The organism is Paenibacillus phytohabitans, assembly GCF_013141775.1.
Lineage (GTDB): Bacteria > Bacillota > Bacilli > Paenibacillales > Paenibacillaceae > Paenibacillus_AQ > Paenibacillus_AQ phytohabitans.
Genome location: NZ_WHOB01000023.1, coordinates 153,381 through 175,295, shown reverse-complemented (window position 1 = coordinate 175,295; position 21,915 = coordinate 153,381). Strand labels below are relative to the sequence as shown.

Genomic DNA, 21,915 nt, shown 5'->3' with positions numbered 1-21,915 from the left:
TACCCGAAATGGACGGCGGGGCAGGTTCTATCTAGAGAATGGAACTGCAAACGGCACATAAATAGGTTGTCCGAGAAATAAAATGGGCCTTCCGGAGCTTGTCATGTCTTGAAAGCGCGAATATATAGGCCCGCCCCTCATATAATGTACCAAACTATCCACAGTTGGGAGGCGGGAGCGTGCACGATTACATCAAGGAACGTACGATCAAAATCGGACGCTGCATCGTGGAAACCAGGCACACGGTCCGGACCATAGCCAAGGAATTTGGCGTTTCAAAAAGCACGGTGCATAAAGATTTAACCGAACGGCTGCCGGAAATCAATCCGGATCTGGCCGATCAGGTGAAGCACATTCTCGAATATCACAAATCAATCCGTCATCTTCGGGGGGGAGAAGCCACAAAAATCAAATATAAGAAAACGACAGGCAAAAAGCGTGAGGTAGCCGTAGCATCAAAGCCATAAGATTTTCGGAATTTTAAGTAATAATTCAGCTTTACTACATTGTGTACACCCCCTAAAGTATGGTATTTTTAAATTTGGTACTATCTAACTATTCTCATTTAAAATAACACTTTGGGGGCTCTTTCATTATGCTTAGCAAGGATATCGGAATCGATCTCGGCACGGCCAATGTGCTCATTCATGTCAAGGGAAGGGGAGTCGTTCTGGATGAACCTTCCGTGGTCACACTTGAAAGTGATACGAAGAGAGTCCTTGCGGTTGGTGAACAGGCACGCCGGATGGTTGGGCGCACACCTGGAAACATAACTACAATTCGTCCGCTCCGTGATGGAGTCATTGCCGATTTTGCGATTACAGAAATGATGCTGAAATATTTTATCGACCGCGTCGGGGGCCGGACCTGGTATTCAAGGCCCCGTATTTTGATTTGCGCGCCTACGAATATTACGTCCGTCGAACAGAAGTCAATCCGTGAAGCAGCGGAACGCAGCGGAGCCAAGGAAGTTTTCATGGAAGAAGAACCCAAAGCTGCGGCAATCGGAGCAGGGATGGATATTTATCAGCCAAGCGGAAATATGGTCGTCGATATTGGCGGGGGAACAACCGATGTAGCCGTATTGTCCATGGGTGACGTTGTTACCGCCTCTTCGATTAAGGTCGCAGGGGACAAGTTCGACGAGGCCATTTTAAGATATATCAAACAGAAATATAAACTCCTGATCGGTGAACGTACAGCTGAGGATATCAAGGTTACTATCGGGTCCGTCCGCCCGGGCGGCATGAAGGCTGAGCTGGATATACGCGGACGTGACATGGTAAGCGGACTTCCCCAGACACTGACCATTACATCCGGTGAGGTGAAGGAAGCGCTGTGGGATCCGGTTTCCGCTATTGTGGCTGCGGCCAAGTCGGTGCTGGAGCGTACACCGCCGGAGCTGTCGGCAGATATTATTGACCGCGGAGTCGTGTTGACCGGCGGTGGTGCACTCCTTAACGGATTGGACGAGCTGCTCTCTGAACAGCTGCATGTTCCGGTCTGGGTTGCCGAAGATCCGATGCACTGTGTTGTTAAGGGGACGGGAATTATGCTTGACCATTTGGACAAGGTTGTTAAGAAAAAGTTCTAGTCTGCCGATAATAAGTTAACAGCAGATTCAGGAAGGGACTGACCTCATGCTAAGAGGATTATATACGGCGGCTGCAGGAATGGTAACGCAGCAGCGCAGACATGATACAGCGACACAGAACATTGCCAATTTGAATACTACGGGGTACAAGCAGGTCGACAGCGTCAGTCATGCATTTCCCGATGTGCTGATCTCGGCGATGAGCGGTGGCGTTACGAAGCCTGTCGGCCGGCTTAACACAGGGGTTTTTGCCGAACAGTCTGTTTCCCAGTATTTGCAGGGTGACCTTATCGAAAGCGGCAAAAACGCAGATTTCGCGCTGTCCACCGATTTGCAGGTAGAGGACCCGGATAATGCGGGCGCTTATCTTGCTTTTGACGGCTCAGGCAAATACATTAGTCCTGACGGCGAGGTAACTTACCGTCCGCAGGCCTTCTTTACAGTACAGGATAATGAAGGTAACAATTTATATACACGTAACGGAAGCTTTACGGTAGGACCTACTGGAGAGGTGCTTAGCTCCGGGGGATTCAGCGTATTGGACAGTAACGGTAATCCGCTGAGATTGACAGGCCCTGAGGATAGCCTTAAAGTGGACGGGCAGGGTAACTTGATTAACAATGCGACCGGACTGCCTTCAGGAACCCGGATCGGGATCAGTGTAATTACAAGACCGCAGGAGCTGGTACGTGACGGGAACGGCGTTTTTCATGCCGATGATGCGGAGGCCGCTGAAATCCGTTACTCTAATGCAACCGATAATTTGCAGGTACGCCAGGGGTATCTGGAGAACTCTAATGTGGATGCCACTCAGGTAACGGTGGATATGAACGCCGCCTACCGGGCCTATGAAGCGAATCAGAAGGTAATCCAGTTTTATGACAGCAGCCTGCAGAAGGCTGTTAATGATGTCGGCAGAGTATAGACTGCTTGTGCACTGATGAAGTGAACCGGTTTCTTCTTAGTTATTAAGCTTTTGGGAGGTTAGATCTGTGAACAACTCGACAATCGGTGCCGCTGTGTCCATGTCCAGCCTGCAGCAGCGGCTGGATATCATAGCGGATAACATTGCCAATATGAACACAAACGGCTATAAGAGCAAAGAAGGCTCTTTCGAGGACGTGCTCACACGTGTGCAGCAGCAATCCAAGGACTATGACCAGCCTGGCCGCAGTATGCCTCTGGGCTTCAATATCGGCTTTGGGGTCCGTGTGCCTTCGGTTACAAGCAACTGGGAAGAGGGAACTCTTCAGGAAACGGGGAATCCAACGGATTTGGCGCTTCAGGGCAATGGATTGTTCGGTGTTCAGGTCAACGGAGCTACTGCGTATACCCGTCAAGGTGATTTCCATTTCATCCCGGATACCGCGAATCCTGACAATATGATGCTTGTAGATAATACCGGTAACCCTGTGCTGAACACAGACGGGAATCCGCTCACAGTGCCAGCCAATGTGAGTGCTGCTATTGACGAGAGCGGCCGGGTACTTACTAAGACCGGTGAGAATGATCCTGCTATTATAGCGGGCACACTTATGATTGTAGAGCCGCTGAGCAAGAATGCTCTGCAAGCAGTGGACGGCAACTTCTATACGCTTGCCGATGGTGTGACTGCACAGCAGGCGTTTGTGCAAAGAGCCGCAGGTGAAGCGAAGGATGTGGGCGTACGTACCGGATATCTGGAGTCATCCAACGTGGATCTAAGTAAGGAAATGACCGAGATGATGCAGATTCAGCGCACCTATCAGCTTGCTGCCCGGGCGTTGTCCTCCAGTGACCAGATGCTGGGCCTGGCTAATAACATGCGCGCGTGAGGTGACGGAATGAGTCGTGAGAAGGTCAACAAACCGGAAGAAGAACAACAGCAGCAGCCGGTAAGGCGGCGCGGGATTTCGGCATGGACCATTATCCAGTGGTTCCTGATTCCCTTGCTGTTTGTTGCCGCGCTTGGAGGCGGCCTGGTCGTCGGTTACGTGATTCTCGGCAAAAAAGAATTTAGCGATGTGCTTCTGTGGAGCACCTGGAAGCATGTATATGATTTGGTGTTTGCACCATAAATAATTCCTGAATACAGGATTTCGGAAGCTCCCTTGTTGTACAGGGGAGTTTTCTTTTTTATACTGAAAAATGTATAATGATGGCGTGCCCTAAGAGCGCCAAAAAGGGCCCTCTCCGCCATGCTGCCGCGTGCGGTGGAGAAAGCCCCTTATCTCAACCTCCACTGCTGCAGGTGGTGAAGGATAGTTATAGTTTTTGCCGAAGCTGCCCATATTTATGCAGGGCGGTGAAGAATAAAACAAAAGCGCTGCTGTAGGCGGAGGTTTTATAGACGCGGTTACATCCGAAGGGAGCTTTGCTGATCATGCTGGATATCAATCAAATTCAAGAAATCATCCCCCACCGGCCCCCATTTCTGCTGGTGGACAAAATCACTGAAATAGAAATGGGCAAACGGGCTGTCGGCATCAAAAATGTGACGGTGAATGAACCATTTTTCACCGGACATTTTCCGGGATATCCGGTAATGCCGGGTGTGCTAATCACGGAAGCGCTGGCTCAGGTGGGCGCAGTAGCTATTCTGGGGCTGGAAGCAAACCGTGGTAAAATCGGCTTCCTGGCCGGCCTCGACGGCTTCCGTTTCCGCGGCCAGGTCGTACCTGGCGATACCCTTGTGCTTGAGGTGGAGATTACCCGGCTCAAAGGCAGCATCGGCAAAGGCCAAGCTACCGCTAAAGTGGAAGGCAAGATTGTAGCTTCCGGGGAAATTATGTTCGCACTCAGCTAGTTCCTGTTATAAAATTATAAATTATAGATGGAGAAGGAGAGATTCACATGACTGGATTAAGCCCAAAGGCCGCAGAAACCTTAACACGCTGGCTGCAGGACCCTTCCGTTGACGAGAGCACCAAGGCAGAGCTGAAGGCTCTTGCGGATGAGCCGAAGGAACTGGAAGAACGTTTCTATAGAGACCTTGAATTCGGGACAGGCGGTTTGCGCGGAGTGATCGGCGCTGGCAGCAACCGGATTAACCGATATACCGTAGGCAGAGCGACGCAGGGCTTCGCTAATTATATTCTGGGACAGCATACAGGAGAAGGACGTCCTTCCGTGGTCATTGCCCACGATTCCCGCCGCTTTTCGCCGGAATTCACGCTGGAAGCTGCACTTGTGCTGGCCGGCAACGGAATTGAGACGCATCTGTTCCCTTCCTTGCGGTCCACACCGCAGCTGTCCTTTGCAGTCCGCCATCTGAAGGCCTCAGGAGGCATTGTAATTACTGCAAGTCATAATCCGCCTGAGTACAACGGGTACAAAGTGTATAACGCAGAGGGCGGACAGCTGGTGCCTGACGAAGCGGAGAAGGTAATTGCTAATATTTTGGAAGTGGACTCCTTTAACGGCGTAAAGCGTATTTCCCGTGAAGCCGCAGAGAGTGCAGGCTTGCTGCACTGGCTGGGTGAAGCTGAGGATGAAGCGTTTACGGATACAGTAGCCGCAGTCAGTGTCGGCCGTGAAGAGATTGCTTCTACGCTAGGCCGTGATTTCTCGATTGTCTACACACCGCTGCATGGGACAGGCAATCTTCCGGTCCGCCGTGTACTTGAGAAGATCGGTTTCACCCAGGTACATGTGGTGCCCGAGCAGGAACAGCCGGATTCAGAATTCTCCACGGTGAAATCGCCGAACCCGGAAGAACGTGAAGCCTTCACCTTGGCTATGAAGCTGGGTGAGGAACTGAATGCTGATCTGTTAATTGGTACAGACCCCGATGCAGACCGTATGGGCGCGGTTGTGCGGGACAATGAAGGCAAGTTTGTGGTCTTGTCCGGTAATCAGTCGGGCGCCCTCATGATTCATTATTATTTGAGCCGCCTGCAAGAGCAGGGTAAGCTGCCAAGTAATGGTGCAGTAGTTAAAACTATTGTGACCAGTGAGATGGGAGCGGCTGTAGCCAGCCATTATGGCGCTACTGTGTTCAACACGCTGACAGGATTCAAATATATCGGCGAGAAGATGAACCAATTCGAGCAGTCCGGCGAATACACTTATCTTTTCGGATATGAAGAGAGCTATGGTTACCTGGCCGGCAACTACGCCCGTGACAAGGATGCTGTCCTGGCTGCGATGCTGATCGCTGAAGCGGGGGCTTATTACAAAGCCCAGGGTAAGACGCTGTACGATGTGCTTCAGGAGCTGTATGCACAATTCGGCTACTTCCTCGAAAGCCTCGAATCGCGCACCCTTAAAGGTAAAGACGGTGTAGCACAGATTCAGGGAATCATGAATGACTGGCGCACCAGCCCGCCGCATGAAATTGCCGGAGCCTCAGTTACAGAGGTGCTCGACTATTCACTCGGCTTGAACGGTCTGCCTAAGGAGAATGTGCTGAAATATCTGCTCTCTGACGGCTCATGGTTCTGCCTGCGTCCTTCCGGCACCGAGCCGAAGATCAAGGTTTATTTTGCCGTCGTTGGCGAATCGCTTCAGAATGCCAAAGACAAAGTGGCTGAATTGACTAATCAGGTTATGGCCCGTGTAGACGGGAAATAATACTAAATATAGAACATGCCTGCGGAAACGGAGCTGCTCCTGGTATAGGGACATCCGTTTCCGCTTAAATTTGACCACTGCAAGAGTGTTTGAGCTTATTATGACGGAATGGCACTTAGCTTTAAAGTGAAAGAGGAGGTACTTTTGGTGCAACAGAAATGGCAACGCTGGAATATAGCTTCGCGCAAATGGTTGTGGATTATCGTGGTGATTGGCCTGCTTGCTGCTCTCCCGGTTGTGTATGACCGTCTTCAGACGGAGAAGTCTTCCAAAACGGTTGAATTTGTCTTTGATTACCGCGATCTGGTCGAAGTAGCCAGCTACCGGGGGAATCCGCAGGATTATATCTCCGAGCAGCTCGACCGGCTGAAGTCTGCCGGTGTTCAGAGTATGGCAATATACGAAAGCACATTGGAGGATTTCCGCAAGGCCCGCCGCCTGATGCTGTGGGGAGCGGCTGATATCGCTAATCTGACCGATACTGTAATTCCTGAGAATGAGAACTATACATATGTCCTCTTCACCAGTGCGAAGAACAGTGGAACGCTCTCACCGATCATCCGGGAGGCATTTGCCGGCTTGGATATTGCAACAGAAGATTGGACCTACCGCGGACAACAGGGCCTGATTATCAAAACTCCCCTGGAGAATGCAACGCTCAAGCCGCTGCAGCCGGATCCGTCTACACTGGAGATGCTGCATGAGAAAGGCTTCAATATTGTGCCGCGCCTTGTAGATTCGCTGGCGTATAATCAGGAAGCCGTTAAGAGTCTGCTGGACCGTTACGCGGAGCTTGGCGTCAAACGTCTGCTTTTCGAAGGCGAGTCTGTTAAAGGCTACTCCGATGATGCCGATCTGGCCAGTATCACTGCATTCGCTGATCTGCTGAAAGAACGCGGGATGGGGATTGCAGCCATTGAGAATATTAAGGTACAGCAAAAAGGCTTCTCCAAACTGGCCTATCTGCTGGACTATAACGTGACGCGGCTGTACTCGCTCAGTGAGGCTGATTCCGGCCTGTCGACAGAAGTGATTGCCGACCGCTTTGCACTTGCTACGAAAGACCGTAATATCCGGATGATCTATCTTAATACGATTCCGTCACGGGATACATCCAAGGCACAGGTTACCGATACGCTCGACAATCTGGTTACCAGCCTAAGCGGTCCTGATGGTGCGGTTGCAAAAATTGAAGCTAACGGTTTTGAAATGGGACAAGCTACTGCGTTTGATGTGGTGGATTCCTCTTTCCAGCGTTATTTCAAATTAATTGCTGTAATCGGGGCTGTAGCCATGGTTGCCCTCCTGGTTTCCTACTTTGTTCCTTGGCTTACGCTGCCTGCTTGGGTGCTGGGGCTGCTGGGAAGTGCAGGACTTATGGTTCTGAAGCCGGCGTTATTTGAACAGGCACTCGCTCTTGCAGTGGCTATAAGTGCGCCTACCGTGGCTATGGTGCTGGCTATCCGCAAGATCAATGAAATGGGACCGCCATTGCGTCCCAATGCCTTGACTTTTGCTGTGATGGGCCCGCGCCGCAGGCTGACACATAGTCTGGTTCTTTACGTCAAAACAGCGCTCATCTCGTTTAGTGCAGTACCCTTTGTAATTGCGCTCTTGAATAATGTCACCTATGCCCTGGTGCTCAATCAGTTCCGCGGCGTAAGTCTGCTTCATTTAGCACCGATTGGACTGACTGCGCTGTATGTGCTTTTGTACCGTGGGGAGTTTGCCTTCAACAAGACCGGCAAGCTGCTGCGGACGCCGATCACGCTTGCAATGGTAATTGCAGCCGGTGTACTGGGTATTCTGGGGATGTACTATTTAAGCCGTACAGGCAACAGCGGCAGTGTAAGCTCGCTCGAGATGTCGTTCCGCACCTTCCTGGAGAATACTGTCGGAGTAAGACCGCGTAACAAAGAGTTCCTGCTGGCACATCCGCTCTTTATCCTTGGCGCTTTCATGGCCTATAAATACCGGAATGCTGCTTTTATTATGATTATTGCGGTTATCGGCCAGTTGTCCATGGTAGATACCTTTGCCCATATTCATTCGCCGGTTCTGATCTCGCTGGTCCGCGGACTTCTGGGTCTGGGACTCGGTCTTATCATCGGCATTATCGCTATAGGGGTATGGCAGATCGCGGAAGGGTGTTGGAAACGATGGTCGCCGCTGCTCAAAAAATTATAATCTCGGGTTATTACGGATTCCGCAACAGCGGAGACGAGGCGGTTCTGCAGTCCATTCTGAACGCACTCCGTAAGCAGTCCGAGGCTGCTGGAATAACGCTGACGCCCGTGGTGCTCTCCATTGATCCGGAATGGACAACCGCTGCTTACGGCGTCGAATCCGTGCACCGGATGAAGCTGGGGGAAGTCCGGAAGGCAATATCAGAGAGTGCCGGGCTGATAAGCGGCGGGGGCAGTCTGCTGCAGGATGTAACAAGCAGCAAGACTATTCCGTACTATCTGGCCATCATTAAGCTGGCCCAGTGGATGGGCAAGCCAACCTTTATCTATGCCCAGGGGATAGGCCCGGTGAACCGCAAGCTGTTTCATCCGCTGATCAAATCAATTTTCCGTAAATGTGCTTATGTATCCGTGCGGGACGAGCAGTCCCGCCTGCTGCTGCAGTCTATGGGTCTGGATAAGGGCACGATAGATGTCGTCCCTGACCCGGTTATGGGCCTTACGCTACCGGAGGATATACGTACAGAAACGCATGAGCCGAGTAGCGGCAATGCGTATGTCCATGATTCAGATATCTCTAATCTGCAGACAGAGCTTTATACCGTGGGCATCTCCGTACGTTTCTGGGAGCAGTCGCGCAAAGAGCTGGATGCATTGGCTGAAGGTCTGGTGAAGGTATCAGCAGAGCTGCCGCTTCACTTACGTTTTCTGCCCTTTCATCATTCTGCGGACAATGAGGCTTCACGTTATGTCATGCAGAAGCTGGGACAAGGTGTAGAGGAGCATGGGGGAACCGTCAGTATTTGCGAGGATGCGCTCCATCCGCAGCAGATGCTGCGTGAAGTAGGACAGTGTCAGGCGCTGATTGGCATGCGGCTCCACAGCCTGATCTATGCTGCCGGAAGACGGGTTCCGCTGATGGGGGTCTCCTATGATCCGAAGATCGACCATTTCCTTGAACGGATCGGTTGCCGGCCGGTAGGTTCGACAGCTGCGCTGGAAGGTGATATGGTTGCAGCGGGACTTCTGGAGCTGCTGAAATCGGGAGAGGCATGGAAGCGTGAGCGTGAACCGCTGATTGCTTCACTGGTTGAAGAAGCTGAGGCTCCGGCCCGGCAAGTTGCCCAATATTTCCGCCGTAAAGGATGAGTGACAAGTGAAAGCAGATAGCGCGATACCAACAGTGCCAATTTTCGGCATTCGAGTATCCAAAGTTGATATGAAGACAACGGTTTCTTATTTGACGGAGGCGGTTCATAATCGTGTTCCCCACCAGGTCATTACCGCTAACCCGATCATGGTCATGGCGGCCCTTGAGAATCCGTCGTATATGGAGATTATGAAATCAGCAGAGCTTGTAGTTCCCGACGGGACTGGTGTAGTGTGGGCAGCGGATTACTGCAAAGAGCCAGTCGCTGAGCGTGTAGCGGGTTTTGATCTTTTACATGAATTATTGCGCCAGGGTGAAAGCTACAACTGGAGAGTATATTTGCTGGGCTCAACCCCCGAGGTGATTCGCGAGACGACTTCTAGGTTACAAACTGGATATCCCGGCATTGTCATCGCAGGTTATCATGACGGGTTCTTTGGTCCGGATGAGGATGAGCAGATAATCGCCGGAATTCTCGAAACTAAGCCTGACCTGCTTTTCGTTGCCAGAGGGGCAGACAGCCAGGAGCCATGGATTGCTAAATATAAGTCCCGGCTCCAGATTCCGGTCATGATGGGCGTCGGCGGGAGCTTCGATGTAATCTCCGGCAAAAGCCGCCGTGCCCCCAAAGCTTTCCAGAAATTGAGGGCAGAATGGTTATACCGGCTGATTAAGGAACCTACACGTTACAAAAGAATGCTTGCGCTGCCGAAATTCGCAGTAAAAGTGGTACGAGAGAAAGATAAAGTGACAAAAGACCAGTAATTTGAGGATATTTACTGAAAAAATCCGTGTAACAGCCTAAAAACGGTATTGGAATTTGTTTTTGGTTCAGCGTATAATTCAATGCGGTAGAGAAATGGGGGTCGACTGAACAAATGTTAATCATATACATCGCCGGATTTATTGTGTGCATGGGACTTGCACTGCTTTTGACGCCGCTCGTTAAGAAATTTGCTATTAAGATCGGTGCGACAGATGTGCCTAATGCCCGTAAAGTGCATACGAAGATCATGCCCCGCCTTGGCGGACTCGGCATATTTCTGGCGTTTGTGTTAGGCCTGCTTGCCGTATTACCGATTATTCCGTATGACTTCACTCCGCAGGAGGCTAACTTCATCAAAGCGCTGCTCTGTGGCGGTGGTCTGATTGTGCTGATCGGCGGTCTCGATGACCGGTTCGAGCTATCAGCCAAGGTGAAGCTGCTGGGCCAAATTGCCGCAGCCTGCATCGTCGTTTTCGGGTTTGGAATTACTGTTGATTTCGTAAACATTCCTTTTCATAATAGCTATTCTTCACTGGAGAGCTGGATTGCCATCCCTCTTACAATCTTCTGGATTGTCGGCGTCACGAATGCCGTGAATCTGATCGACGGACTGGACGGGCTTGCAGCCGGTGTATCCGGTATCGCGATTGCCACCATTGCTGTAATGGCCTTCCTGATGGGCAATACCATGGTTGCTCTGCTGTGCTTACTGCTTCTGGGCAGTATACTCGGTTTTCTGTTCTTTAACTTTCATCCCGCCAAAATCTTCATGGGTGATACAGGCTCGCTGTTCCTGGGCTTCTGCCTGGCGCTGCTCGCGCTGCTCGGATTCAAGCAGATTGCGGTGGTATCGTTTATCACACCACTCCTGATTATCGGGGTTCCTTTATCGGATACATTCTTTGCCATCGTACGGCGCAAGCTGCAGAAGAAGCCAATCTTTGCACCGGACAAAGGCCATCTTCATCACTGCCTGCGTGAACTTGGCTTCAGCCACCGCCAGACCGTATTGATTATTTATGGCATCGCCGCCTTCTTCGGAATTCTGGCTGTCATCCAGACATCCGCTTCGCTGTATGAAGCCAACTGGGTTACGTTCGTGGTAATCTGCGTTATGCTCTTCTTCCTGCAGATTGGTGCAGAGATCACTGGTGTGATCAGCAAAACCAAACGCCCGGTCATTGACTTAATCCTAAGAATGCGCATGAAGCTGGATCCAGAGCGCAGTTCTAAATCTTAGACTATAATTGACACGCATTTATTGATTTTTCCTTAAGTTAGCAAAACTCATCCTTTTTGGGATGAGTTTTTTGCTGTATTCCCTAAAAATATACCTTCTACTAACCGATAAAGTACAAAGTGAGGCTTATCAGAACATAAACTCAAAGGAGAGATATACACATGTTACGCTTTAAGAGACCATTCGTTTGGCTGCTGCTGGCGGCACTGATCGTTTCTATGTTTCCAGGCAAATATACGCCCCTTGCGGCGGCAGCTACCACGACTTACTTCAGTCCGGATGAGCTCAAGTTGCGGGATACCGTTGTTCTGGATCCGAATGTAATAACAGCAGGTGCAGAAGGGCTAATCAGCCGATCCAGTGTGTATCTGACTACGAACCAAAACCTGTCTATTACAGGTACCTATTCTCAGGTAACATCATCTACAATGAAGGTTACTGTTGAGCAACTGACTCAAAGTACAAACGGAAAGTGGACTACAGACTCTACCCGTTTGACTACAGGTACGGTTACACCCGACGCCAACAGTCCAAGCAATCGCTTTACTACTAGCGGTGTTGTTTTATATGCAGGCTTTAATAAAATTACTTTCTCCGGTATGCAGGGTAACCTGACGCGTTCGGAGTCCTTTTATATCCTTTACGACAAAGTTCCATATCTATCTGCACTTCAAGTGCTCGGTGGTCCTGCAGCACTTAATCTAAATGAAGGGACACAAGTAGTCGTTCCCGTCGATACAGTTACGCTGCAGGGTAAGGCAACGAATGCGACGCAGGTTACAATTTCTGTGAATGGCGGAAATGCACTGACAACTACCTTGCTTGAGGACGGAACGTTCTTCTCCCCTTCCTTAACACTGAAGCCAGGCTTAACGAATATTAAAATAGCTATTAAGAATGCTTCCGATTCCATTGATATTGAACGCTCCTTATACTTTTTTGATACGGATCAGCCTTACGCATCCTTAAACTTAGTGCATGGTTCAGGAACTTATAATATTTTGAACAACATTCCTACACTTAGTGACAGCACTTCTAGTAAGGCCGGTTTTTCCGGTCAAATTCTGGTCCCTTATAGCAGCACTACATTTGCAAGCTCAGGAAAGCTTACTATTAACAAAAATACCACGACTCCTATTCCGGTAAATATTGCATCGGTTGATCAGGAGTTAACCATTCCCGGCGCTGACGGTGTGACCCCTGCGTACAAATTGGTTAAATTCACAACACAGGCGGACTTAACACTTGCCACAGGCCTAAACGAATTTACACTGGCCGTAGACTATGGCACATACAGCTCTTCGTTGGTCTACTCCTATAGATATCTGCCGGGAGAAGTTGTAATTACCGATATGTATTACCTTCCGGGATATACAGGTTCGGGCAGCATCTCAAACATCTCCAAACTGCCTCTGAACGGACAACAGATGGAGAAGGATAACTTCTACATTCTGGTAAAAACCAATGTTGGCGTCGACACAGCCAAATTATCGGCCAATTATCTCCCGCTTAGCAACAAAGCGCTGGCTTTGACAGATCCACCTATCACCGGAATGACTGGACAGGGAACTAACGAGTACATTTACAAAATTACCGGTTTCTCCAACGGACAACAGAAGGTACAGTTCCGTTATGGGACATCTAATTCCTACTATAATGCAGATATTTCGTATATATCCAAGAACTATATCTATGTAAGCAGTTTGCAGGATGGGCAGACTTATGAGTTTAATTCTGCAGCTGAGACTAGCATGAAGGTTTCGGGTGAATATATCGGGTTCGAGAATTTCGTGAGTGCCCAGGTTCAGATTAACGGGATTGACAGTAATCTCCTCCCTGATACCAAAGACAGTGTTGGAAATACACGCGTTAATAAATTTACTTTAGGTGTAGACAAAGACAAACAGACCTTCAGTTTCGATTTGTGGATCACCCAGTCCGGTCCGCTGGTCTATGGAGAGAATAAGATTGTATTCACCGGGATATCCCAGGATAACGGCCAGAATCAGCGGATCATCACCAAAGAGCTGAAGATATATATTATTGATACTAATGTATCGAATTTGACGCAGTTTCATCCGGCGATAGGAACCGGGCGTACTGCCTTCTCGACTCAGTCATTAAGCAATGAAACTGAGCGCAATAAAATTCTCGCATTGCCTGCAGAATTCGTCTATAAAGATGAAAAGTACACTACCAATGCAGAGAGCTATGATCTGGTGCTCCGGGGTGGTGGAGCGACTACCATGAACCTCTACAGAGGTTCAGAGCTGATTTTCACCTCAACAGGTACTGCGGACATGCTGGGTACCACGGATAAGCTGCTTGGCCCTGTACCGTCTAATCCAACCGGAATATATTTTGATTATTACGGCAGCAGCAAGGATTTCATTCTGCGTCTGCGGGACTTCAAATTTGATGCTCCTGGAAGCCACGTATACACTATGGAGCTAATCAACAAGACCGGAGCAAGAACAACGCAGCGGCTCGAAGTCGTACGTGAGGTATCTCCTTACAGGGTCTTGTCCCCTGTAGCAACAGTCGGGGATCAGATTGTAGTGAATAAGAACTTTGTCCGCTTCGATATTGAAGCTGAAGGTGCAACCAAGGTTATGATTGATAAGTATGAGGCTGTGAAGCGTACAGATCTTGAGAACCGCTTCACGTATGATTTTGTAGGCTTGAAACCGGATAAGGCAACAACGATCAAAATTCAAATCGTCCGGGCAGATTCTACCCTGAACGATACAATTTCTGTTTATTATGCGAGTGCTATACAGATCGATACTCAGTTTATGGCAGAGAAGGTAGCGACGAAATACACTGTATTTAACAAAGCGCTGCAGCTTTCATTCCCGAAAGGGACAATTATGAAGGGTTACACAACTACAGGGGCCGCTAAATATTATCCGGATACGAAACTGCTGTTTGGGATTGCAGATCCCGTGGACGGTGTCGTAGAGCGGACTAACGATTACGGGAATATCATCAATGTCAGTCCTTCGGACAGCCGGACTCTTGGCGGGAAGCTTCCGCTGGTCATTCCCCAAGAGCTTGTACTGAGATTTACCTCGACAGCCACTACCAATAATTTCTCCAGAGTATCGGATATTTATTGGCTGAACGGCGGGCTAGGAGAGTCGGGAACCCAAGGCTCACAGTCCTATCTGCCAGCGACGAACGGAATTGCTCCTTATTCTATAGAAGGATATTTCACGCAATACAGTTCCACACGCAAAATTGTCCCGTCACAGCGCGGTGAGCTAACTCTAAGCTTTAACTCCAGCATAGTGGATGAGGTCGGGACGACTGTTACTGTTTTCCGATATACCGATGCAGGGAAGTGGGAGAACATTGGCGGAGAGGTGGATACCAAAAACCACACGGTTACGGTACCCTTTGATGAGTTCGGTTATTATACCGTAATGAAGCTGCGCAGAGGATTCACGGACATCACCAATCACCCTTGGGCGAGAAATATTCTGAATGGCCTGTATTCTAAAGGCATCATGACCAACATCCGATCCGATGCTTTTGGAGCAGATGATACAACGACCCGCGGGGAGTTTGCTACTTTGCTTGTAACAGGATTGAGCATTCCGCTGAGTTATGATCCCAATAAACAAACATTTTTCGATATCGTACCAGAAGCTGTTTCAACAACATGGAACTTCAAAAGCATTGAGACAGCAGCGAGAGCAGGAATTATTACCGGTCTTAGTGACGGATTCTTCGGACCTGACCAATCACTGACCCGTGAGCAGGCAGCGGTAATGATCGCCAGAGCCCTTAAGCTGAAAATGTCTGCTAACGATGCCAAATTGTTAACCAGCCTAGGGAAGTCATTCGTTGACTCCGGCAGTATGGACTTCTATTCCAGGCCTGCCATTGAGGCCGTATCAAAAGCGAAGATTATGGAGGGCAATGCAACAACGATTACTGGTCAAGCTAAGCCTGTATATAATTTCAATCCAAAGGGCAAGCTTACAAGAGCAGAAGCCGGTAAAATTGCTGTAGCACTGCTGCAGAAGAGCACCAGCATCTTCCCGAAAACCTTCAACTAATGTGACTACTTGAACAGCAGGTCCGCGAAAAACTGTTCGCGGACCTGTTTTATTGTAATTTAATTACATACTGTACACATTAACTTTTGTAATCTGCACCGATTTACGTTACAATAACTTAGAAAATAATATTTTCTGAAAGGTGAAAGCCATCGATGAAACCGATTTTATCAAAAGCACAGCTGGATTACACGAAAGCAAAGAATATGTTTGAGAATAGAGCCAAAATCCTGGAGAAGGAAATTGCCGCCAAACGTGCACTACAGGAGATTACACAGGAACTGATGGAAGAGCTTGTACAGTCTACTGGGTTCCATGATGCATATAATGACCTCGTTATTGCCGAGAATGCTTTGATTGATTGGTCGCACACTACGATCAAACATGAGAAGAGCTACCGCGAGAACCGTGGGGCGATCGATGCAATGTATGAGAATGTAAATGCCAGCCCTGAGAAGCGTCAGGAATTGATTCAACTATCAATGAAGATCCGCTAGTTCATATGCCATAAAAAAGAGCGCCGGAAACGGCGCTTTTTATTATGCCAGAGTAAAGATGTTTTAGAGTTTGAAAAAGGCAGATTATGTTTATTAACTTAACAAATATTGCTTAATGACGTTTGGAAAGCGTCTATGCTATACTGATTCCCGTAGCCACCCAACATTAACAATAGTTAGTAGAACATACATATGGTTCTTCTATTGGAACGGGGCCCGGGATACAAAAAGAAAAAAAGTTTTTTGAACAAAGCGCAACTTTTTCGAAACTATTGCGTTTAAGGTGTAGAGTCACTTACACAAGGCAATTACCTAATGGCCACCAAGGAATGAAGGTGCACGGCTGGATGGAAAAATTAGCTTTACGTGACTAGAGGCACATTGTATAATACTTAGGTAGAATTAGGAATCTAGTATTAGTCTGCCTTGAACCTGTTTACAAGTTTCTGTGATACCCGTCACAGACATTATTTATACTTAATATGCTCAACTCGGGAAAGGGGGTGCATCGGCTAATGAGTGACATGAGCTACCCAACTAAAGAAAAATCTCAGTTCATGAACGTCCAAGGAGGAGAAAAAAAGGTTATGAAGAAAATTTTATCCGTAGCATTATCTACAGCAATGGCATTCTCGATGTTTGCCTCTGTAGCATTTGGTGAAACAGCAAAAGCAACTCCACAACAGGCATTTGACGCTCTGGCAGCTAAAGGTATTCTCAATGGGTACCCAGATGGTCAGGCTCACCTTGAAAAAGATCTGACTCGTGCAGAATTCGCTAAGATCGTTACTAAATTGTTCGGTCTTACTGAAGTATCTGGCAAGTTGTCTTACAAAGACAAAGGCTACACAGCTACTAACTGGGCTGTTCCTTACATCGAAGCTGTTACTGCAGCTAACTTGATGCAAGGTAAAGATACTGTTAAAGGTCTTTTCGACTACAACGGTAAAGTAACAGTTGAAGAAGTAGCGGCTGTATTGTTCCGCGCTTTGAAACTGGAACAACCTACAACAACTGATAACTCCGCTTCTGTATGGGCTAAGGGCTATGCTCAAGCAGTTATCAACGCTGGTCTGGTTGCTCAAACAACTAACTTCAAAGCTAACGCTACTCGCTCTTTGGTAGTAGAAACAGCTTATGCAGTTGATCAATTGTCCGTAAAACCTACATTGACTGTAGCTTCTGCTGAAGCAGTAAGCCCAACCAAAGTAGTTGTAACATTCTCTGACAAAACAACTGCAAATGTTGAATTGACAACTGCTCTGGTAGCAGGCGTTGAAACTACAATTAACTTCAAGCACCTTGAAAAAGACTACACTGCAAAAGTAACACTGCAAGCGCCTAAGGTTGTTTCTGTAACAGCTCCAAACGCTAAGCAACTGGTTGTTAAATTCAACCGTGCTGTTGATACTGATACAGTTGTTGAAGATGGCAAATTGATTAAAGATGTAGTTCAAGTGACTGCTCTAAGTGGTGCACCAGCTGTTACTACTAATGGTGCTGAAGTTTCTTGGGCTGCGGATGGAACTGAAGCTTGGATTACAGTTCCAAATCTTGAATATTTGAAGGGTCAATATACAGTAGTTGTTAACGACACCGTTAAGACTTCTGCTGGTGAAGCTGTTGCACCTTTCACAACTCTGTTGACCGTAGCTGATACTGTGGCCCCTACAGTAACTACTGTAAATGCTGTAGCTAAAACTACAACTAACAAAGTATATGTTAAATTCAGCGAACCAGTTAAACCGGCTGGGATCATTGCTTATGTTAATGGCGTAGCTGCAACGGTTCAAAAAGACACTTACGACACATTTGTACTGACTACTGGCACATTGAACAGTGGTACTACTTATGATGTTTCCCTTTCAAATGTAACTGACTTTGCAGGTAACGTTGCTAATCCTAACCCAATCAAAACATCAGTAACCGTTGTTTCTGATGTTGCTGCTCCAGTAATCAAGAGCGTAACTCCAGTAGGCGATCGTTATGTTGAAGTTAAATTTGATAAGAAAGTAAACAAAGATTCCCTGGTGGGTAATGTTCGTTTGCTGGATGCTAACGGTGAAAGTAAAGGTGTCTTCTCTGTAGTTACTTCATCAGATAGCGACACAATCAAATTGTTCTCGCCACTAAGCAAATCGACATTCCCAACATCCAGTTCTTTCACTGGAACCATCGTGTTTGGTGCATCTGTACGTGACACACTTGGTAATACCCTTGGAACTGCTGCTTCCCAAGCAATTACATTTACTAAAGACACTGTTGCTCCAACTGTAACAAGTGCGACTTACTCTAGCACAAAAGGATTGGTTCTGAAGTTCTCTGAAGAAGTAATCACTGATGCTACTACTGCAAACACCAAAGAAATTGTTTTCATCAATGAAGCTACTGGTCAAGCAGTAAGCCCTGCTACTCTCGCTAGAACTGGTGTATTGTCCAGTGATAAGAAGACTTTGACTTATTCTAATGTTTCTCTTCCAGGAGCATCTTACACAGTACGCTTGCCGCAAGGGTTGGTAACTGATGATTCCTTCTCCACTAACGCTCTTGCAGGTGCTAATCTTACTGTAACTGCAGGAACCACTTCTACTGGAGATACTACTAGACCTGTAGTTGTAAGTGTTGATGCTCACGACAGCACAGTAACATCTGACGTTTACTATGTTGTAAAAGCTACAGACGCTGGTGGACTGAACGTTGCTACTCTGCGTGATGTGAACAGCTACACTCTTAACAATACTGCTCTTCCAATTAATTCTTATGTAATCTTGACTGATGTTGTAGGCGATGCTGCTGCTCCAACTGCTGCAAGTGCTTATGTTTACATCCCAAGATCAAGTATCAGTGAAACTAAAGAATACACTTTCCAAGCTTTCGGTATTGCCGATAAAGCAGGTAATGGTATCTTGGTTGCTGAGAAGAAAGCAACTCTGACAGACAGAGTGAAACCTGCACTTGCATCTGCTATTGTTTCTTCTGGTGATTCTACTGTTCTTGTAGTTTCCTTCTCTGAAGATGTGCAACCATTTGATGTAGCAGATCTTACCTTCAAGATTAATGATAAGGTTGTTACTGCTAAACAAGCTGGTGTACTGAATCCTCAAGCGAGCGGAACTGATAAAGGTAAATTCTACTTTACATTCGCTAAAAATGTAATATTCCCAACATTGGCAGATGGTACAGCTAATACGGATACTACTGTTCAAGATTTGAATGCTAACAACATCAATACAATCACAGTAACTGTAAAAGATGTTGCTCCAACCATTAAAGATTTGGCACCAGGAAGCAACCCTGTTGTTACTGGTACAATCGTAGCCGCTAAGTAATCTCCGATTACCGAAGCAAAGAATAGCCTCTTCGGAGGCTATTCTTTTTTTATAGCCATTTATCCCGAGTGGAGGAGGAATTTAGTTGAAAACGGTTTGGAAAGTCTCGATGTCTGCGGTACTGTTAGCTGGTGGCCTATGGGCAGGTTCGATGCTTAATATTACAGCTGAAGGTGCCGGTGTAGGTTCACAGCCAGGCACAGCAGATGATCCTGTTGTCACCAAGAGTTATGTAGATCAACAGATTCAAAAAGCTTTGCAAGGTGGGACCATTACTACACCAACGCAAGCTCCAAGTGCAACTGCAACGAATGCGCCTGCCGCAACTGCAGCTCCGACACCTGCGCCAACTCAAGGTACCGGAAATACTGGAACTGCTGGGAATGCCAGCGAAATCGTTGATGTTAAACCCGGACAGACTCTAATTGCCGGTGCAGGTGCAGAATTTATTGTCCGTGCAGGTAAGGCGGTTATTTATTCCCAGGATGCTAACGGTGTCGCTGATCTGACAGATGGTGTAGATCTGGCAAACGGTGCGGCTGCTCCAACGAATCACCTGTTATCTTTCCCAAGGGATGGACGTGGAATCACGGTGCAGAACGGTCAGACATTAGGTCTTGTTGTTATGGTCCGCGGTTCATACACATTGAAATAAGCATTTGCACATCGCATTGGTAAGCACTAAATGAATGTTTTCCTTCTTATATTAAGAATGCCCTGTAATATGCTTGAACATACACCCGGAACTCATTCCCACAGCTGACAAACATTGAGCCGACTGAGGCCTCTGGAATTCGTACACAATACTACCTGTAATCTTAAAAAATTCACAGGAGGTGCTGTAACATGGCACGCACTAATCGTACAGTTGTACCAGAGAGCCGGGCAATGCTGAAACAAATGCAATATGAGATCGCTTCTGAATTTGGATTATATGGAGAATCATATGGCGGTGGCATGGATACGGAATTTGCTTCTGAGCTGGGAATGACGGGCGGGGCCGGTGCAACCGGTGGTACTCCGTATCTGGGACACCTTACTTCCAGAGATAATGGATCTGTAGGCGGGGAAATTACAAAGAGGTTGATCAAACAGGCGGAGCAGTCTCTTTTCACATAAGCTGCCTTCAATTGACAGCAACCGGTAAATAAGATAATATGACTTTTGAGGAAAGCCTTAGACCTTTTCCATGCGGAAAAGGTTCATTTTTTGAATAAACCGGCTTATCAGTCTTTATTATTCTACTTAATATATTTGGCCTGTTAATTACTAAGGTGCCCCCTTATACAGTGTCAGACTAACAATATGGGAGGTAGTTGTACATGTCTATTAAAGGTCGTCATTTGTTTACTTCTGAGTCTGTAACAGAGGGACATCCGGATAAAATCTGTGACCAGATATCCGATGCGGTACTCGATGCATTTCTTGCTAACGATCCAAATGCCCGGGTAGCCTGCGAGGTAGCCGTAGCAACAGGCCTCGTGCTTGTTATCGGGGAGATCAGCACCAAGTCAGAATATGTGGATATCCCGGCAATTGTACGTAATACGATTAAGGAAATCGGCTATACCCGTGCAAAATATGGTTTTGATTTTAATACCTGTGCAGTGCTTAGTTCATTAAATGAGCAGTCGGCTGACATCGCCCAAGGGGTAAATGCAGCTCTGGAGAATCGGGATCCTGCCCTTGTAGCTGAAGAAACGGCTAACATTGGTGCGGGTGACCAAGGTTTAATGTTTGGTTTTGCTACTAATGAAACTCCTGAACTTATGCCGCTTCCGATTGCTTTGTCGCACCGGATTGCCCGTCGCTTGGCGGAGGTTCGTAAGAATGGAACTCTTGAGTATCTGCGCCCGGATGGCAAGACTCAGGTAACAATTGAATATCAGGATGAGAAACCGGTTCGTGTAGATACGATCGTTGTTTCCACGCAGCATGCGGAAGAAATTTCTCTTGAGCAAATTCAGGCGGACATTAAAGAGCATGTTATTCTGCCTGTTGTCCCGGCTGAGCTATTGGATGAAGCTACTAAATATTTCATTAATCCGACAGGCCGCTTTGTGATTGGTGGTCCTCAGGGTGACGCCGGTCTGACCGGGCGCAAAATCATCGTTGATACATATGGCGGGTATGCGCGTCATGGCGGCGGTGCATTCTCCGGTAAGGATCCAACCAAAGTAGACCGCTCTGCGGCTTATGCTGCACGTTATGTAGCGAAGAATCTGGTTGCTGCAGGCCTTGCTGACAAATGTGAAATTCAACTGGCATATGCGATTGGTGTAGCTAATCCTGTCTCGATCAATGTAGATACATACGGAACAGGCAAGATCAGTGAAGAGAAGCTGGCGAATCTTATCAGCAGCAATTTCGATCTTCGTCCGGCAGGCATCATCTCCATGCTGGATTTGCGTAAGCCTATTTATAGACAGACCGCAGCGTATGGACATTTTGGCCGTACAGATATTGACCTTCCTTGGGAACGTGTCGACAAAGCAGATATGTTGAAAGCCCAGGCAGGGATTTAATATAGAGTCATAA

The 21,915-nt window shown here is 47.7% G+C and carries 17 protein-coding genes; all 17 read left to right on the top strand.

Features of this window, described 5'->3' with window-relative positions; genetic code table 11:
• Positions 1–179 precede the first annotated feature (179 nt).
• The 17 genes from spoIIID to metK all read left to right on the top strand — a co-directional run bounded on the left by spoIIID (position 180) and on the right by metK (position 21,902).
• Entirely contained in the window at positions 180–467 is a 288-nt protein-coding gene (gene spoIIID, locus GC101_RS10325) for a sporulation transcriptional regulator SpoIIID (protein WP_019915029.1), read from the top strand.
• 128 nt (positions 468–595) lie between these two features.
• Positions 596–1,594: a rod shape-determining protein gene (gene mreB, locus GC101_RS10320; protein WP_042140244.1), complete on the top strand. Its 999-nt coding sequence runs from the start codon at positions 596–598 to the stop codon at positions 1,592–1,594.
• A gap of 46 nt (positions 1,595–1,640) precedes the next feature.
• Positions 1,641–2,519 (top strand): flagellar hook-basal body protein, encoded by an 879-nt coding sequence (locus GC101_RS10315; RefSeq protein ID WP_039303734.1) that lies wholly within the window; start codon positions 1,641–1,643, stop codon positions 2,517–2,519.
• 67 nt (positions 2,520–2,586) lie between these two features.
• A complete protein-coding gene (locus GC101_RS10310) occupies positions 2,587–3,408 on the top strand; it encodes a flagellar hook-basal body protein (RefSeq protein ID WP_042140242.1) in 822 nt (273 codons plus the stop codon).
• 9 nt (positions 3,409–3,417) lie between these two features.
• Positions 3,418–3,651 carry a DNA-directed RNA polymerase subunit beta gene (locus tag GC101_RS10305; RefSeq protein WP_171717172.1) on the top strand — a complete coding sequence of 78 codons (234 nt, stop codon included), beginning with the start codon at positions 3,418–3,420 and terminating at the stop codon, positions 3,649–3,651.
• A gap of 305 nt (positions 3,652–3,956) precedes the next feature.
• Complete coding sequence (gene fabZ / locus GC101_RS10300) at positions 3,957–4,379, top strand: 3-hydroxyacyl-ACP dehydratase FabZ (RefSeq protein WP_039303787.1); 423 nt, start codon at positions 3,957–3,959, stop codon at positions 4,377–4,379.
• Between the two features lie 47 nt (positions 4,380–4,426).
• Positions 4,427–6,145, top strand: a complete 1,719-nt coding sequence (locus GC101_RS10295) for a phospho-sugar mutase (protein ID WP_039303744.1) — start codon at positions 4,427–4,429, stop codon at positions 6,143–6,145.
• Positions 6,146–6,292: 147 nt separating this feature from the next.
• Positions 6,293–8,332 (top strand): DUF5693 family protein, encoded by a 2,040-nt coding sequence (locus GC101_RS10290; RefSeq protein WP_171717171.1) that lies wholly within the window; start codon positions 6,293–6,295, stop codon positions 8,330–8,332.
• Positions 8,305–9,480: a polysaccharide pyruvyl transferase CsaB gene (gene csaB, locus GC101_RS10285; protein WP_171717196.1), complete on the top strand. Its 1,176-nt coding sequence runs from the start codon at positions 8,305–8,307 to the stop codon at positions 9,478–9,480. Before GC101_RS10290 ends, csaB begins: the two co-directional genes overlap by 28 nt.
• A gap of 7 nt (positions 9,481–9,487) precedes the next feature.
• Positions 9,488–10,246, top strand: a complete 759-nt coding sequence (locus GC101_RS10280) for a WecB/TagA/CpsF family glycosyltransferase (protein WP_342420750.1) — start codon at positions 9,488–9,490, stop codon at positions 10,244–10,246.
• 113 nt (positions 10,247–10,359) lie between these two features.
• Positions 10,360–11,487 carry a glycosyltransferase family 4 protein gene (locus GC101_RS10275; protein ID WP_171717170.1) on the top strand — a complete coding sequence of 376 codons (1,128 nt, stop codon included), beginning with the start codon at positions 10,360–10,362 and terminating at the stop codon, positions 11,485–11,487.
• Between the two features lie 161 nt (positions 11,488–11,648).
• A complete protein-coding gene (locus tag GC101_RS10270; RefSeq protein WP_171717169.1) occupies positions 11,649–15,551 on the top strand; it encodes an S-layer homology domain-containing protein in 3,903 nt (1,300 codons plus the stop codon).
• A 155-nt stretch (positions 15,552–15,706) separates the two neighbouring features.
• Positions 15,707–16,048, top strand: coding sequence for a hypothetical protein (locus tag GC101_RS10265; protein WP_171717168.1), 342 nt, complete (start codon positions 15,707–15,709; stop codon positions 16,046–16,048).
• A gap of 515 nt (positions 16,049–16,563) precedes the next feature.
• Positions 16,564–19,377 carry an autotransporter outer membrane beta-barrel domain-containing protein gene (locus tag GC101_RS10260; RefSeq protein ID WP_171717167.1) on the top strand — a complete coding sequence of 938 codons (2,814 nt, stop codon included), beginning with the start codon at positions 16,564–16,566 and terminating at the stop codon, positions 19,375–19,377.
• Positions 19,378–19,462: 85 nt separating this feature from the next.
• Positions 19,463–20,032, top strand: coding sequence for a hypothetical protein (locus GC101_RS10255; protein WP_171717166.1), 570 nt, complete (start codon positions 19,463–19,465; stop codon positions 20,030–20,032).
• Positions 20,033–20,223: 191 nt separating this feature from the next.
• Positions 20,224–20,496: an alpha/beta-type small acid-soluble spore protein gene (locus GC101_RS10250; protein ID WP_171717165.1), complete on the top strand. Its 273-nt coding sequence runs from the start codon at positions 20,224–20,226 to the stop codon at positions 20,494–20,496.
• Between the two features lie 203 nt (positions 20,497–20,699).
• The gene (gene metK / locus GC101_RS10245; RefSeq protein ID WP_171717164.1) at positions 20,700–21,902 is read left to right on the top strand and encodes a methionine adenosyltransferase; all 1,203 of its coding nucleotides are present in this window, start codon (positions 20,700–20,702) and stop codon (positions 21,900–21,902) included.
• Positions 21,903–21,915 lie beyond the last annotated feature (13 nt).